We start from the raw sequence: 15084 nt of genomic DNA, 5'->3' as shown, positions 1-15084 counted from the left end.
CTCGCCTGACCGCGTGGTCAGATTACTAACCGATCGGTTAGTGTGGCCGCACCTACTCAGGGAGGACACCGAGATGGAACGCACGACGTGCTGTGTAGTGGGCGGTGGCCCGGCCGGCGTGATGCTCGGCCTGCTGCTGGCCAGGGCGGGGATCGAGGTGACGGTCCTGGAGAAGCACGGCGACTTCCTGCGCGACTTCCGCGGGGACACCGTGCACCCCTCGACCCTGCGCCTGCTCGATGAACTGGGCCTCGGTGAACGCTTCGCCCGGCTGCCGGTCCGCAAGCTGCGGGACATGCGGATGCACATCGACGACACCACGGTCGTCGCGGGAGACCTGCGGCACATTCCCGGCAGACACAAGTACATCGCGATGGTCCCCCAGTGGGACTTCCTCGATCTGCTCGCGGGCGAGGCCGCCACCGAGCCGTCGTTCACGCTGCGCATGCGGACGGCGGCGACCGGGCTGCGCAGGGACGGCTCCGGCCGGATCACCGGGGTGCGTTACGTCACCGGCGACGGCACGTCCGGCGAGATCGCCGCCGATCTGACGGTGGCCTGCGACGGCCGGGGCTCCCTGGTCCGCGCCGCCGCCGGGCTCGTACCGATCTCGTACGACGTGCCCATCGACGTCTGGCAGGTCCGGGTGCCCGCGCCACCGGACGAGGTCAAGAGCGACCGGGTCTTCATGCGCGTGCGCGACGGCCAGGTCGCCGCGACCATGGACCGCGGCGACTACTACCAGACCTCATACCTCATCAAGAAGGGCACGGACGGCGAGCTGCGGTCCCACGGCATCGAACGATTCCGCGAGCGTCTGGGCGCGCTGCTCGGCTGGGACCCCGCCACGATGGCGGAGATCCGCTCCTGGGATGACGTGAAACTCCTGGAGGTCACCATGGGGCGGCTGCCCCGCTGGTACACCGAGGGCCTGCTCTGCATCGGCGACGCCGCGCACACCATGTCCCCGGTCGGTGGCGTCGGCGTCAACCTCGCGGTCCAGGACGCCGTCGCCGCGGCCCGCCTCCTCGCCGAACCGCTGCGGCACGGCCGCGTGGACGTACGCGACCTCGCCCGCGTCCAGAAGCGCCGGTGGCTGCCGATGGCCATGACGCAGAAGCAGCAACTGGGCGAGCACGAGATGCTGTTGAGGCCCGCGCTCGCCGGAACCCTCAGCGGGGACCGGTTGCCGCTGCCCCTGCGCATGCTGCGGGCAGTGCCCGCGCTGCGGACGGTGACGGGGTACCTGGGCGGGGTGGGCGTGCGCCCGGAACACGCACCGGCGTTCGCGCGCCGCTGACCACGGGTCCGGCCCCGGGCGGGAGGCAAAAGGCGGGTACCGGGAGGTCTCAGCCGCGCTTCTCGATGGCGTGCAGCGTGAACGTCACCAGTTCGTCCGCCGCGGCATCCAGGTCCAGCTCCGGATGGGTGAGCCAGTGCGCGACCACGCCGTCGATCGCCCCACCGATCGCGAGGGCGACCGTGGCCGGGGCGAACTCCCGCAGCTGTCCGGCCTGTTGCCCCGCGGCGAGGAGGTCCGCGAGGGCGTTCCAGCGGCCCGCCGTGTCATGGCCGCCGGGGTTCTTGAGCCGGGTGCCGCCCGCGTCGTCGAGGAGCACCTCGGTGATCACCCGTACATGGCGGCGGTTCTCCCGCTGGTAGCCGATCATCGCCCGGACGTACGCGACGACGGCCGCGCGCGGGTCCGGTGCGGCGGCCACCTTGTCGTTCACGTACGCGGTGAACCGTTCGACGACGTACGAGAAGGTGGCCTGGGCCAGGTTGTCCTTGGACGCGAAATGGTAGAGGACCGCGCCCTTCGACAGGCCCGCCTGCTCGGCGATCGCCGCCAGGGAGGTCGCCGGATAGCCCTTCGAGGCGATCAGGTCGATCGTGCACTCGATGAGCTGGCCGCGGCGGGCCTGCTCGGTGAAGGTCGGGGTGCCGTCCCCTCGGCGGGAAGCCATCGTGGCGCCCCTCTCCTCGCTCGCGCTGATGATCGACGTATGACCGTACACCAGGGCTATTGGCCAAGGGCGGCCATGGCTGCGTTGTGGCCCGGGATGCCGCTGACGCCCCCGCCGCGCACGGCGCCCGCCCCGCACAGCAGGACGTTCGCGTGCCGCGTCGCCACGCCCCAGCGGGCGCCGCCGCCCTCAGCGGCTTCGGGGGCCTCGACGGCTCCGGTGTCCTCAGCGAAGGGGAAGGCGAGGTCGCCGTGGAAGATGTTGCCGCCGGGCAGGCGCAGGTCGCGCTCCAGGTCGAACGGGGTTCTGGCCTCGATGCAGGGGCGGCCCTCCGCGTCGGGCGCGAGGCAGTCGGCGATCGGCTCGGCGAGATGCTTGTCGAGCTGGGCGAGGGTCGACTTCAGCAGGTCGTCGCGTACCGCGTCGTGGTCGTCGGCGAAGAGCCGGGCGGGCGTGTGCAGTCCGAAGAGGGTGAGGGTCTGGTAGCCGTCCTCGACGAGGTCGGGGGCGAGGATGGTCGGGTCCGTGAGCGAGTGGCAGTAGATCTCGGAGGGCGGCGCGGCGGGCGGGGCGCCGGCCGCGGCCTGGGCGTACGCCGTCGCCAGCTCCTCGTAGCCCTCCGCGATGTGGAAGGTCCCGGCGAACGCCTCGCGCGGGTCGACGGAGGTGTCGCGCAGCCTCGGCAGCCGCTTGAGCAGCATGTTGACCTTGAGCTGGGCGCCTTCGGCGGGCGCGGGCGGTGCGTCGCCGAGCAGGGTGGCGAGGGCCTGCGGAGAGGCGTTCACGAGCACGTGCCGGGCGGCGACGGTCCGCTCGCCGCGGTCGCCCTCCCGGTAGGTGACTTCGGCGCACGCCCCGTCGCTGTCGATCCGCGTCGCCTCGCACCCCGTGCGCAACCGTGCGCCCGCGCCGCGCGCGGAGTCGGCGATGGCTCCGGTGAGGGCGCCCATGCCGCCGACGGGCACGTTCCAGTCGCCGGTGCCGCCGCCGATGACGTGGTAGAGGAAGCAGCGGTTCTGCCGCAGGGACGGGTCGTGGGCGTCGGCGAAGGTGCCGATGAGGGCGTCGGTGAGGACGACTCCGCGCACCAGGTCGTCGGCGAAGCGCTCCTCGATCGCCGTGCCGATGGGTTCCTCGAAGAGGGCCCGCCAGGCGGTGGCGTCGTCGACGCGGGCGCGGAGTTCCTCGCGGCCGGGCAGGGGTTCGGTGAGCGTGGGGAAGACACTGCGGGCGACCTGGCCGGTCATGGCGTAGAAGTCCCGCCAGGCGGCGTACTCGCGTTCGCCCCCGGTGAGTCGCGCGAAGGCCCGCCGGGTGCGGGCCTCGCCACCGCCGACGAGCAGGCCCGTGGGGCGTCCGGCGCGCTCGGTCGGGGTGTAGGAGGAGATGGTGCGCGTGCGCACCCTGAAGTCCAGGTCGAGATCCCGGACGATCTTCTTCGGGAGGAGGCTGACGAGATACGAGTAGCGGGACAGCCGCGCGTCGACCCCGGCGAAGGGCCGGCTGGACACGGCGGCGCCCCCGGTGCCGGCCAGCCGCTCCAGGAGCAGCACGGAACGCCCGGCGCGGGCGAGATAGGCGGCGGCGACGAGACCGTTATGACCACCGCCGACGATGACGGCGTCGTACGCAGCACGATCGGACATGCCTCTTCCTAGCACGAGCACTCCCGGTGGGGACCCGCCCGCGACGGGGACACGTCCCGGGAGGAGGGGCTCAGTGCGGACCGGCCGCCCGGTGCTGGCGGAGCGCCGCCACCCTGCGGTACAGCTCTACCGCCTCCGTGCCACGGCCCAGTTGTTCCAGGCAGTGCGCCTCGTCGTTGCGGCTGGCGAGGGCGTCGGGATGGTCGGCGCCGAGTACCTGCTCGCGGGCCGCCGCCACCCTGCGGTACTCGGTGAGCGCGTCGGCCCAGCGGCCGAGCCAGCCGAGGCCCACCGCGACCTCGCGGCGGCTCACCAGCGTGTCGGGGTGGTCGGGGCCGAGCACCCGCTCGCGGATGGCGCACACGTCCCTGGCCTCCGCGAGCGCCTCCTCCCATCGGCCCTGCCTGCCGAGGTTGACGCCGAGCCCGTGCCGCGCCCGCAGCGTCTCCGGGTCGGCGGGGCCGCTCACGCGCGTACGATCGTCGATCAGGTCGCGGTACAGCTCCAGCGCCTCGGCGCTGCGGCCGAGCCTGCCGAGGCTGATGCCGACCTCGTAGCGGGCGGCGAGCGTGTCGGGGTGGTCGGCGCCGAGCGCCCGCACCCGCGCCTCGGCGACTTCGCGATAGGTGTTCAACGCCTCCGGCCAGCGCCCCAACTGGCCGAGCGCGTACGCGACTTCGTAACGGGTGACGAGCGTGTCGGGGTGGGTCGCGCCGAGGACGCGCGCGCGGGCCGCCGCGACCTGCTCGGCCAGTCGGTAGGAGTCCTCGAGCCGGCCGAGGCGGCTGAGGTTGTAGGCGAGGTTGTGGCGGCAGCGCAGGGTGTCCGGATGGTCGGGACCCGCCGTCCGCTCGCGGGCCGCGAGCACCGAGGTGTACATCTGGTGCGCTTCGAAGTGCTGCCCCAACTGCCCCAGTACGTACGCCATTTCCTGGCGGGCCGCGAGCGTGTCCGGATGCTCGGGCCCGAGGGAGCGCTCCCTCCCCTGGGCGACCCGGCCGTACTCGCGCAGGGCGTCGGCGGCGCGGCCGGTGCGGCTGAGCGTGAAGCCGACCTCGTACCGGCTGGCGAGCGTGTCGGGGTGGTCGGGGCCCAGCGCGTGCTCGCGTTCGGCGGCGACGGCTCGGTGCACCTCGCCCGCCTCCGCCCAGCGCCCGAGCCTGCCGAGGCTCAGCCCCGCGTTGTGGCGGCCCGCGAGTGTGGCGATCAACTCCGGTGGCGGTGTGGGCCGTTCGGCCTGGCGGGGGGTCCGGGTCCGGCGTGCGTCGGTGCGCGGGATCCACTCTCCGGTGAGGCCGGCCGCCGCGTCGGGCGGGGTGGTGCGCAGCACGGAGGCGCCGCTCGCCTTGTGTCCGGTGGTCATGCCGCGGGTCCAGGAGGGCAGGCTCGGCTCACCGGCGGGCGGCTGTCCGGTCGGGCGCGCCGGGGGTGTGGCGACCGTCGGGACGTACGAAGGGGTGGCGCGGTGCTCGGCGATGCGCCGGCCCAGCTCTCGCGCGTCCGCCGGCCGGTCGCCGGGGTCCTTGGCGAGCAGGTCGAGGACGATGTGCTCGAAGTAGGCGGGCAGTTCGCCGCGGTGGCGGCGCGGCGGGGCGGGGGCGGTGTCGCGGTGTCCGACGAGGACGGCCCAGGCGTCCTCCAGGTCGAACGGCGGGGCTCCGGTGGCGATTTCGTAGAGCACGCACCCGAAGGAGTACAGATCGCTGCGCTGGTCGACGGGTTCGCCGCTGATCTGCTCGGGCGACATGTAGTGCGGTGTGCCCATGGCGATGCCGGTGCCGGTCAGGCGGGAGGTGAAGCCGATGTCGGCGCCGAGGCGGGCGATGCCGAAGTCGCATATCTTCACGGTGCCGTCGGAGAGCAGCATGATGTTCGCGGGCTTCAGGTCCCGGTGGACGATGCCCTGTTCATGGGTGTAGGCGAGGGCGGCGGCGACCTGGGCGGCGATCTCCACGACGTCGGCGACGGGCAGCGGGTGCTGCTTGTTGTCCTCCAGGAGCTGGCTGAGGTTGCGCCCTTCGAGGAGTTCCATGACCAGGTACAGCACACCGTCGTACTCGCCGAAGTCGTGGACGACGGTGACGCCGCGGTGCTGGAGGGCGGCGGCGACCCGCGCCTCGCGCCGGAAGCGCTCGCGCAGGACGCGCGTGAAGGAGTGGTCGTGCTGAGGCCCCATCGGTTTGAGGCATTTGACGGCGACCTGGCGTCCGAGCGACTCGTCGCGTGCCCGCCACACCTCGCCCATCCCGCCGCGCCCGATCAGATCCAGCAGCCGGTAGCGGCCCTGGATCAGCCTGGTGTCCGCCATCTCGTGCTGTCGCCCCCGTTGCCTCGCTGCGCCCTCCCCGGCCCGTCCAGTATGGCGTCCCGTCTGTCGAGTTTGTACGGGGCCGGGCGGCTGCCGGGGCCGAGGCGGGCCATGGCGCGCAGGATGTGTTTGGGCGGGAGTTGCCAGCGCACACGCGCGGGGACGGCGCGCAGGACGGTACCGGTGAGAGTCAGCCGCCGGGTCACCGTGGTGGGCGGTGGGGCGGCTCTGCCGTACAGCTCGTGGGCGTACGGCGGCAGCGAGGCGTACGCGAGTTCGGCGACGCGCCGCCACAGCAGGGCGCGCGCCGGGGCGAGCAGGGGGTGCGTCGGCGGGCGCCGGAGGAAGTCGTCGACGGCGCGGGCGTCGGGCCCGGCGGCCAGCTCGGGCCGCACCTTCTCGAAGTACGCGGCGAGCCCGGCCGCCGACGCCGGTACGTCCGCGGGATCCAGGCCGACCAGCCGGGCGCTCCGCCGGTGTTCGTCGACGTACCGGTCGGCGAGCGCGTCCGGCATCCGGATCCCCGACCTTCGCGCGACATGGAGGTAGGAGTCGATCTCCGCGCAGTGCACCCAGAGCAGCAGTTCGGGCTCGTCGACGCCGTAGCGCTCCCCCGTCGCCGGGTCGGTGGCCGTGAGCATCGTATGGATCTTGCGTACGCGGGCGCCCGCCTTCTCGGCGGCCTCGGTGGTGCCGTAAGTGGTGGTGCCGACGAAGTGCGCGGTGCGCATCAGACGGCCCCAGGCGTCGTTGCGGAAGTCGGAGTTCGCCATGACACCGCGGACCGCCCGGGGGTGCAGGGCCTGGAGGTAGAGGGCGCGGATCCCGGCGATCCACATCATGGGGTCCGAGTGGAGCTGCCAGGTCACCGACGCCGGTCCGAAGAGGCCGGGGTCGGGCGCGGTCGGGGCTATGGGCTCGGTCATTGTGCGGCCAACTCCTGCCGGGTGATGCCTTTTGCTGCCCGGTGCCGCCTTCTGCTGCCGGTGGCGCCTTGCGGCCCGTCGCTCCCCAGTGTGACCTCCCCGCCTCCTCGGTTCCAGCCGGAATCCCGCCCCGATCACTGCTCGGCTACCTAGGTAGACAAGGATCCTTCGACCTAAGTAGATTGCGCCCATGCCGGATGTGAAGATGACGCCGCACACGCAAACAGTGCTGCGCGCCCTCCTCGGCCACGGCGACGCCCGCGACCACCGCACGGTCGTACTCGCCGATGGGCTGTACGGACTGGAACTGTCGAAGCGCACCGGTCTCCCGAACGGCACGCTCTTCCCGATCCTCGAACGCCTGCGGCAGGCGGGCTGGGTCGAGCGGTACTGGGAGCGGGATGAGATCGCCGAGGGCGAGGGTCGCCCGCGCCGCCGCTTCTACCGCGTCAGCTCCAAGGGCGCCGCCGCCGCGCCACAAGCCCTGGCGGAGGCGACGGCCGCCGCACCCGCCACGGGCCGCGCGCGCGTCGCGCGTCCCGGACTGGCCGGAGGCAGCGGTGAGTGAGCGGGGTATCGCCGGCCCTGAGCGGGCCGCGCCCGGGTCGCGTGTGCTACGGCTCCTGCTCGCGGCGCTCTGCGCCGGCTACGCCACGGGCTCCGTCCTGGGCTGGGGGTCGGCCCGACTCGACCTCCTCATGGGCCACTTCGGCCTCGGTGCGGCCGCGGCGGCCGCCGCGATCTCCTGCTTCCTGCACGCCAGGCACCGGCCGCGCCCGCTGCGCGCCGCCTGGCTGCTGTTCGCGCTCTCCTCGGCGATGGCGGCGCTCGGGGACATCGTCTGGGGCTGCCACGAGGCGGTGCAGGGCCGCGCGGCAGCCCCGCCGCTCCTCGCGGGACTGTTCCTGCTCTGCTTCGCTCCCCCGGCCATCGTGGGACTGCTGATGCTCGCCCGGCGCCCGGCCACCCGGGCGGGCTGGGCCTGTCTCTCCCTGGATGCCTGGCTCGTCGGCGGCTCACTCCTGACGCTCTCCTGGAGCTTCGCCGTGGACCGTGCCGCAGGCTTCGACGACGGACCGGCCGTGGCGCCGACCGCGCTCTCCCTGGCCCTGCCGCTGCTCGAAACCGTCCTCGTCGGAACGGTGCTCGTGCTCCGCTTCCGGCGCTCCTCGGCCGACCGGCCCGCCATCTGCGCGGTGATCGCCGCGCTCACCCTGACCGTACTGTGCGACACCCTGTTCGGCTCCCCCCTGGCGCGTGGGGGCTCCCACTCCAGCCCGGTCCTGGACGCCTGCCGGTTCGCCGCCGCCGTGCTGCTGGCGTACGCACCCTGGATGCCACGCCGCGGCGCCGTCCGCGACACCCGGGCCCACACCCGTGTGAGGCCGGATCGGCAGAGCGCCCCTGCCGCCCCCGTCACCCCCGCATCCGGCTCCTTGGCGGCCCTCACGCCGTATCTGGCCGCGGCGGTCTGCATGTTGGGGATTCTCTACAACGCGCTGAGCGGCCAGCGCGTCGACCGCGTGGTCCTGCTGACCGCCGGCTCCGTGGTGATGGCCCTCGTGGCGCGCCAAGCCGTGATGCTCCTGGACAGCATCACGCTCGCCCAGGAACTGGCCCGGAAGGAGAACCTCTTCAGGTCGCTGGTCCAGGGCTCCAGCGACGTCATCATGATCGCCGCGCCGAGCGGCGTCCTGCGGTACGTGAGTCCGGCCGCCAGCGGGGTCTACGGCCGCGACGCCGACGAGCTCGTCGGCTCCCAACTCGCCTCGCTCATCCACCCCATGGATCTGGGTCTCGTGGTCCACGAGTTGCGCCGCTTCCTCGCCGCCAGCCCTGTCGAGGAACCCACCACGCGTATCGAGTGCCGCTTCAAGTCCGGCACCGGTGCCTGGCTGACCGTGGAGTCGACCATCAACCGCCACCACGGCGGGTTCCTCTTCAACAGCAGGGCCGTGCGCGGTCAGAGCCCGCTGCGGGGCCAGGTCCGGCGCGGGGCCGACACGACCTACAGCTTTCCCGGGCTCACCGCTGACACGGACCGCGGCACCGCCGGCGAGGACGCCAAGGCGCCCCCGGAGGACCGGCAGCCGACCGACTCCGACGAGCCGTCACCGTGGTCCCCGGCACGAGCGCGGGAGCGCTACGAGAACGCCTCCGGAGGCCGGGCGCTCCAGCTCATCGCCCGCGTACTGGCCCTGCTGCTGCCCGCGGACGAGCGGCACGAGTGGGTGGAGGAACAGCGCGGCTACCTGGCCGACCTGCCGGGGCGCCGCGCCCAGTGGGCCTGGATCGTCGACCAGCTGCTGGCCATGCCCCGGTACGCCTACACCGTGCGCAGCGGCCGCGACACGGGGCCCGCATGAGCACCCCGCCGACTCCCCCGTCCGACCCGGGCCCGGCCAACGAAGCACTGCTGAGCCAGCGCACGGCGCTGATCCTGCTGATGGCGGCGTTCTTCAGCACCGTGGTCGGCGTCCTCACCCTGCTCAGCACGGGCGGCACCGCCGGCGCTCTCCTCGCCGGCCTGGCCGCCTTCGGCGGCTGCACGATCGGCCTGCACAGCCTCATCGGCCGCTGAGGTTCTAACCGTCCCGCAACCGGAGCGCCGCGCGCCCGGAGGCCGGGTCGCGCTCCAGCATGACGTACCGGCCGAGGGCGGCGAGGGCCACGAGGCAGCCGCTCATCTCCAAGCCCTCTTCCACGAGCGTGCCCAGCATGAGCACGGTGCTGTGGCCGTTCTCGAGCGCCCAGCCGTTGAACGCCTCGGTCAGCAGCGCCCCGCCCAGATACACCGCCAGTGCGGCGAGAAGCCCGTACCGCAGGTCACGCGGGAGCTTCCGCGCCCACAGCACGGCGCACACGGTGCCCGCCACCGCGAGCGCCGCGCCCGGCAAAACCCAGGCGTGCGTGGGCAGCGAGCCCCCGGCCCACTCCTTCCACGACCGGCCGACCTCACCGAGGCGTTCGTGCAACGAGACTGTCTCATCGATGCTGAGCAGTGCGGTCGCGGCGGCGAGCCCCAGCCAGGACAGGCGCCCGGGGCGCACGCCGGCCCCGCTGAGCAGCGCGGCGGTCAGCGCCATGCCCGCCACGGCCAGCAGGAGCGTGCTGTTCCACCACGTGGCCAGGTTGGCCTCGACGTCGACGTTCACCAGCCTGCGGACGGCCGGGATGGAGTCGTAGTGGTTGTAGGCGCGCGTGGCAAGGTCGGCGGCGAGGATGAACGCGGTGCCACCCGCTGCGGGCCATAAGACGCGGCGGGTCGTCGGTCTCGCGAGGTCAGCCGCGAGCCGGTCACGCGTTTGATAATCGGTCATACGTACGGAGATTAGCGCTTGCCCCGGTTGTCGCTGGGAGGCGGTGCTGAGCTGCGCCGCTGTTCATCGGGGAGTCGCACCCTGTCGGCCAGTCCGGGCCCGTACCGGTACTAGCGGCGCACGCGCGGCATCCCCAGGCCGATCCACGCGATGATCTCGCGCTGGATCTCGTTGTTCCCGCCACCGAACGTGAAGATCACGGCCGAGCGGTAGCCGCGCTCCAGTTCACCGTGGAGGACCGCGCCCGCCGACCCCTCCTTCAGGGCGCCCGCCGCGCCGACGACCTCCATGAGCCAGGCATACGCGTCGCGACGCGCCTCCGAGACGTAGACCTTGACGGCGGACGCGTCCTGCGGAGTGAGGGTGCCGTCCTGGACGGCGTTCACCATCTGCCAGTTGAGCAGCTTCATCGCGTCGAGCTTGGTGTGGGTCTTCGCCAGGCATCGGCGGACCCACGCGAGGTCGATGACGCGGCGGCCGTCGGCGAGTTTGGTGTCCATTGCCCAGCGCTGCACGTCGTGGAGGGCGCGGATGGCCATGGTGCCGTGGGCGGCGAGGGTGACGCGCTCGTGGTTGAGCTGGTTGGTGATCAGGCGCCAGCCCTTGTTCTCCTCTCCCACGCGGCGGGAGACGGGCACGCGGATGTTCTCGTAGTAGCTGGCGGTGGTGTCGTGCGAGGCGAGGGTGTTGATGAGGGTGCAGGAGTAACCGGGGTCGCTCGTCGGGACGAGGAGCATCGTGATGCCCTTGTGGAGCGGGACGCCGTCCTCGGGAGCGGCCGTGCGGACGGCGAGCCACACCCAGTCGGCGGTGTCGCCGTTGGTCGTCCAGATCTTCTGCCCGTTGACGGTGTAGTGGCCGGTGGCCTCGTCGCCCTCCCTGACCGCCTTCGTCCTGAGCGCGGCAAGGTCGGTGCCCGCGTCGGGCTCGCTGTACCCGATGGCGAAGTCGAGTTCCCCGGAGAGGATCCTCGGCAGGAAGTAGCCCTTCTGCTCCTCCGTGCCGAACTGCATGATCGTCGGGCCGACGGTGTTGAGGGCCATGAGCGGCAGCGGGACGCCCGCCTGCGCGGCCTCGTCGAAGAAGATGAACTGCTCCATGGGCGTGAGCCCGCGCCCGCCGTACTCCTTGGGCCACCCGACGCCGAGCCACCCGTCCGTGCCCAGCCGCCGGACGGTTTCCCGGTAGAACCGCTTCCGGGCGGCGGGGTCGCCGTGCCGCGCGTAGACGTTGTCCGGCACCAGTTCGGCGAAGTACGCACGCAGCTCGGTGCGCAACTGCTGCTGCTCAGGCGTGTATGCGAGGTGCACGGCCCCTCCAGGCTCTGACTGGTTCGCTCGGCCTCGGACTTGACGGCGCACACAGTAGAACGTGTTTCAGGAATAGGGAATGCCGGTGGCTCGGCCCGGAGTTGCGAGGTGGCTCGGTGCGGTGTCGTGAGGCAGCTCAGCCCAGTGTCGTGAGGAAGTCGTCGCAGGCCTCGGCGCAGCCTCGGCACGCCTGGGCGCAGCCGGCCGATGCGGGGCGGAGGTCGCAGAGGGCGGCGCACTGGAGACAGACGTCCCGGCACCACTCGACCTGCATACGGATCCGCTGCTCGTCCTGGTTGGGCTGTTCGGCGAGGAGGCGGGAGGTGGCGTCGCACACGTCGGCGCAGGTGGTGGGGAGGGCGTCACCCGGCTCGGCGGGGCCCTGCCGCCGGGTGCACGCGCGCACGCAGTCGTCGCAGGCCTGGGCGCAGGCGAAGCGGTCCTCCAGATAGCGGACGAGGTCCTGGTGGCTGCGTTCCTGCGGCACGGGCGGTGAGGAAGTCGTGGCGGTCACGGGCCTCTCCCTTCGCTGCCGCACGGGTAGCCGCGGCCTGGCGGGCCAAACCGGCGAGGAGCGGCGCGCCCGGCGCGTGACGGCGAGAGGGGTGAAGAAGCGGCGTGCCGTGGGGCGGGGCGGCGGTGACGGGGAGCTGGGCCGGCGGTCCGGCCTCGGCGCTCCCTCAGGGGAGCCCCGCCGCGACGGGGGAGACACGGCGGGGCCCACCTTTCGAGTGCCCGCTCAGACGCCGGTCACACACATTCGCCCGAACCTCATTGCGACGAGGCCTGGCGGCGGGGGGCCGGGGAAGGGCGACGAGGGCCCGAGGCAGGGCGTCTCAGGAGTACGTACGCCTCCCCCGCCGGTACGCGATCTCCCCCAGCACGATGTCCACGGCGAGGAACGCCGCCAGCGGGATGCCGAGCAGGGGCAGGAAGTAGCCGAGCACCGCGATCGCCGCCATCAGCGGGACCAGGACGTACGCCGGTACGTCCTGCCAGGCGCCGCGCGCCATGGGCCGCCCGAAGGAGGAACCGCTGCCGCGCTGCCACCACATGCGGTACCCCCACACGATCAGCAGGATCAGGCAGAGAGCGAGCGCGGCGAGCGCGATCTGGTTGACGACACCGAAGAGCGAACCGGAGTGCGCGTCGATGCCCCACCGCGTCAGCTTCGCCAGCACGGGATAGTCGTCGAACCGCAGCACATCGGTGACCTCGCCGTTCGCGGGGTTCACGGCGACCGAGTCCTGCTTCTCGGGCCAGCTGCGCTGGACCTGCTTGACGACGTACGCGGACGAGGCGTCGACGGGCGGAATGATCTCCACCGGATCCGAGAGCCCCTCGCCGCGGGCGGACTTCAGTACGGCGTCGAGACCGACGTCGGCCCCGCGCTTCCCGCTCCCCGTGTCGGCCGGGGCGCCCGAACCGCCGCCCGCGCCGTGCCCGGAGTGCTCCCCGGCGGAACCCTCGCCGGGCTCCGCTCCCGGCGTGACGCTCGCCGTCACCGTCGGCGTGCTCTGGCCGATGGCGTCCCGCAGATCGCTGATGCTCTGGCCCGCGTACGCCGACCACGTCAGCCCCGTCGCCGACAGGAAGAACAGTCCGAGCGCGGCCCACACGCCCACCGAGCCGTGCAGCGACAGCGTGCGGCGGCGGCCCGTCGTGCCGCGCAGCTTCCGCTGCGACCTGCGGCGTCCGAACCACAGGACGAGGCCGCCGCCCGCGATCACCCACAGCCAGCTGGCCGCTAGTTCGCTGTAGAGCCGCCCCGGCTCGCCGAGGTGCAGATCCCGGTGGAGTTCGTCGATCCAGGTACGTAGCGGCAGGGCGCCGGTCGCCCCGTACTGTTCGAGCGCGCCGCGCACCTCTCCGGTGTACGGGTTCACGAAGACGGCGAGCGTGCGTTCGGGGTCGACGCCCGGCACCCCGGAGAGCAGGACGCGTGTGGTGGCGCCGCTCTCCGGCGCGGGCCGGACCGCGCTGACCTCCCCCTCCGGGTGCGCCTCGCGGGCCGCGGCCACCTGGCGCGACAGGGGCAGTTCGCTCTTGCCTGCCGCTACCGGCACGCGCAGTTCGTCGGCGTACACGATCTTCTCGGCCTGGTACGAGCATGCGTACAGAAGGCCCGTCGCGGCGGCGACCAGGAGGAACGGGGCGATCAACAGCCCGGCGTAGAAGTGCAGTCGCAGGACCAGCGGCCGCAACGACGCCCATCCTGACCGCTTCCCGGCGGGCCGGGCCTGTGCGGTTCGGGGCGGATCCTGTGGTTCGGCCGGCTGCTGCCCGTCGCCTTCGGCGAGGACGGTGGGTTCGGCGGGCATGAGGTGTTCTCCTGGATCGACGGACAGCGGCCCGGCTGCGACCGGGCCGGTCCAGGAGTCGGACGGCGCAGCACTCCAGTTCCCGCCGCTTCACGTGACCTGCGCCACAGCGGCGCATTCAGGCGGGTGCGTGGTGGGCCAGGGTCAGGTGGGGGTCGCGCTCCCCGGCGGCGGTTTGCGGGTCCGCGTGGACCAGGGCGGCCGTCAGGCGCGGGACGGCGTGCAGCAGTACGTGCTCGGCCTCGACGGCCACTTCGTGCGCCTCGCGAAGGGTCAGCGAGCCGTCCACGACGACGGCCACTTCGGCGCGCAGCCGGTGGCCGATCCAGCGCATCCGCAGCTCGCCTACGCCTCGTACGCCCCGCACCTCCAGGAGTGCCCCCTCCGCCGCGTCGACGAGCGCCGGATCCACGGCGTCCATGACGCGGCGGAAGACCTCGCGGGCCGCGTCGCGCAGGACCAGCAGGATCGCGGCCGTGATCAGGAGGCCGACCACGGGGTCGGCGAGCCGCAGCCCGACAGCGGAGCCGCCCGCTCCGACCAGCACGGCGAGCGAGGTGAATCCGTCCGTACGCGCGTGGAGTCCGTCGGCGACGAGCGCGGCCGAGCCGATCTCACGGCCGACGCGGACGCGGTAGCGGGCCACGCCTTCGTTGCCGAGGAAGCCGATCACGGCGGCGAGGGCCACGACGGGCACGTGGCTCATGTCCCGTGGGTTCAGGAGCCGTTCGACGGCCGTCCAGCCGGCGAACGCGGCGGAGGCGGCGATCGTGAGGACGATGACCAGGCCCGCCAGATCCTCCGCACGGCCGTATCCGTACGTGAAGCGGCGGGTGGCGGCGCGCCGCCCGAGGACGAAGGCGATGCCGAGCGGCACCGCCGTCAGGGCGTCCGCGGCGTTGTGCACGGTGTCGCCGAGCAGGGCGACGGAGCCGGACATCACCACGACCACCGCCTGCGCGAGGGCGGTGAGTCCCAGCACGCCGAGGGAGACCCACAGCGCCCGGATGCCGCGCGCCGAACTCTCCAGCGCGGTGTCGACCTTGTCGGCCGAGTCGTGGGAGTGCGGGGTGAACAGGTGCCGCAGGCGGTGGGTGCGGCGCTTCGGCCCGGTGGGGTGGGGGTGGGACTTGCGAGGGTGGGCGTGGGGTTCGTGGGAGTGGGCGTGGCGGTCGTGGGGGTGGTCACGGTGGTGTTGGGAGTGGTCACGGTGGTGGTGATGGCCGTCGCTCACGTGGTGCCCCTTCCGGTGCGCGGTGGGCGTCGCGGCCGGGCCCGGCCGCGGC

General features: G+C 72.9%; 12 protein-coding genes and 1 pseudogene. 4 read left to right on the top strand and 9 right to left on the bottom strand.

The genetic code is table 11. The features are described from left to right. Positions 1-73: 73 nt before the first annotated feature. Positions 74-1300, top strand: coding sequence for an FAD-dependent oxidoreductase (locus IG54_RS0100665; protein ID WP_030775710.1), 1227 nt, complete (start codon positions 74-76; stop codon positions 1298-1300). A 49-nt stretch (positions 1301-1349) separates the two neighbouring features. Here the strand turns inward: IG54_RS0100665 and IG54_RS0100660 are convergent, their stop codons facing one another. The 4 genes from IG54_RS0100660 to IG54_RS0100645 all read right to left on the bottom strand — a co-directional run bounded on the left by IG54_RS0100660 (position 1350) and on the right by IG54_RS0100645 (position 6847). Next, complete coding sequence (locus tag IG54_RS0100660) at positions 1350-1967, bottom strand: TetR/AcrR family transcriptional regulator (protein ID WP_030775707.1); 618 nt, start codon at positions 1965-1967, stop codon at positions 1350-1352. Positions 1968-2023: 56 nt separating this feature from the next. Further along, on the bottom strand, positions 2024-3613 hold the full coding sequence (locus tag IG54_RS0100655) for a phytoene desaturase family protein (RefSeq protein WP_030775704.1): 1590 nt from the start codon (positions 3611-3613) through the stop codon (positions 2024-2026). Between the two features lie 70 nt (positions 3614-3683). After that, the gene (locus IG54_RS0100650; protein ID WP_030775703.1) at positions 3684-5921 is read right to left on the bottom strand and encodes a serine/threonine-protein kinase; all 2238 of its coding nucleotides are present in this window, start codon (positions 5919-5921) and stop codon (positions 3684-3686) included. Continuing rightward, on the bottom strand, positions 5903-6847 hold the full coding sequence (locus tag IG54_RS0100645) for an oxygenase MpaB family protein (RefSeq protein ID WP_037895885.1): 945 nt from the start codon (positions 6845-6847) through the stop codon (positions 5903-5905). Before IG54_RS0100645 ends, IG54_RS0100650 begins: the two co-directional genes overlap by 19 nt. A gap of 190 nt (positions 6848-7037) precedes the next feature. Between IG54_RS0100645 and IG54_RS37515 the strand changes: the two genes are divergently transcribed. The 3 genes and pseudogenes from IG54_RS37515 (at position 7038) to IG54_RS0100630 (ending at position 9428) form a co-directional block, all read left to right on the top strand. Continuing rightward, complete coding sequence (locus IG54_RS37515) at positions 7038-7415, top strand: PadR family transcriptional regulator (RefSeq protein WP_199809474.1); 378 nt, start codon at positions 7038-7040, stop codon at positions 7413-7415. Beyond that, positions 7408-8850: pseudogene (locus IG54_RS0100635) on the top strand (PAS domain S-box protein); the annotation flags it as partial. The gene IG54_RS37515 and the pseudogene IG54_RS0100635, both read left to right, overlap by 8 nt. Positions 8851-9209: 359 nt before the next feature. Next, positions 9210-9428 (top strand): hypothetical protein, encoded by a 219-nt coding sequence (locus IG54_RS0100630; protein WP_030775696.1) that lies wholly within the window; start codon positions 9210-9212, stop codon positions 9426-9428. 4 nt (positions 9429-9432) lie between these two features. Here the strand turns inward: IG54_RS0100630 and IG54_RS0100625 are convergent, their stop codons facing one another. The 5 genes from IG54_RS0100625 to IG54_RS0100605 all read right to left on the bottom strand — a co-directional run bounded on the left by IG54_RS0100625 (position 9433) and on the right by IG54_RS0100605 (position 15032). After that, complete coding sequence (locus IG54_RS0100625) at positions 9433-10167, bottom strand: hypothetical protein (RefSeq protein WP_030775694.1); 735 nt, start codon at positions 10165-10167, stop codon at positions 9433-9435. Positions 10168-10277: 110 nt separating this feature from the next. After that, positions 10278-11477: an acyl-CoA dehydrogenase family protein gene (locus IG54_RS0100620; RefSeq protein WP_030775692.1), complete on the bottom strand. Its 1200-nt coding sequence runs from the start codon at positions 11475-11477 to the stop codon at positions 10278-10280. Positions 11478-11613: 136 nt separating this feature from the next. Beyond that, the gene (locus tag IG54_RS0100615; protein WP_063756169.1) at positions 11614-11991 is read right to left on the bottom strand and encodes a hypothetical protein; all 378 of its coding nucleotides are present in this window, start codon (positions 11989-11991) and stop codon (positions 11614-11616) included. Positions 11992-12313: 322 nt separating this feature from the next. Then, positions 12314-13798 (bottom strand): PepSY-associated TM helix domain-containing protein, encoded by a 1485-nt coding sequence (locus IG54_RS0100610; RefSeq protein WP_030775688.1) that lies wholly within the window; start codon positions 13796-13798, stop codon positions 12314-12316. Positions 13799-13916: 118 nt separating this feature from the next. Further along, on the bottom strand, positions 13917-15032 hold the full coding sequence (locus tag IG54_RS0100605; protein ID WP_030775686.1) for a cation diffusion facilitator family transporter: 1116 nt from the start codon (positions 15030-15032) through the stop codon (positions 13917-13919). Positions 15033-15084: the final 52 nt, after the last annotated feature.

Source organism: Streptomyces sp. NRRL S-920 (assembly GCF_000717945.1).
GTDB lineage: Bacteria > Actinomycetota > Actinomycetes > Streptomycetales > Streptomycetaceae > Streptomyces > Streptomyces alboniger.
This window is presented reverse-complemented; position numbering and strand designations above follow the sequence as displayed.

Excerpts from the sequence above, each read along its gene's own strand:
- IG54_RS0100665 (WP_030775710.1), top strand. The coding sequence starts at position 74 with ATGGAACGCACGACGTGCTGTGTAGTGGGCGGTGGCCCGGCCGGCGTG.
- IG54_RS0100660 (WP_030775707.1), bottom strand. The coding sequence starts at position 1,967 with ATGGCTTCCCGCCGAGGGGACGGCACCCCGACCTTCACCGAGCAGGCC.
- IG54_RS0100655 (WP_030775704.1), bottom strand. The coding sequence starts at position 3,613 with ATGTCCGATCGTGCTGCGTACGACGCCGTCATCGTCGGCGGTGGTCAT.
- IG54_RS0100650 (WP_030775703.1), bottom strand. The coding sequence starts at position 5,921 with ATGGCGGACACCAGGCTGATCCAGGGCCGCTACCGGCTGCTGGATCTG.
- IG54_RS0100645 (WP_037895885.1), bottom strand. The coding sequence starts at position 6,847 with ATGACCGAGCCCATAGCCCCGACCGCGCCCGACCCCGGCCTCTTCGGA.
- IG54_RS37515 (WP_199809474.1), top strand. The coding sequence starts at position 7,038 with ATGCCGGATGTGAAGATGACGCCGCACACGCAAACAGTGCTGCGCGCC.
- IG54_RS0100630 (WP_030775696.1), top strand. The coding sequence starts at position 9,210 with ATGAGCACCCCGCCGACTCCCCCGTCCGACCCGGGCCCGGCCAACGAA.
- IG54_RS0100625 (WP_030775694.1), bottom strand. The coding sequence starts at position 10,167 with ATGACCGATTATCAAACGCGTGACCGGCTCGCGGCTGACCTCGCGAGA.
- IG54_RS0100610 (WP_030775688.1), bottom strand. The coding sequence starts at position 13,798 with ATGCCCGCCGAACCCACCGTCCTCGCCGAAGGCGACGGGCAGCAGCCG.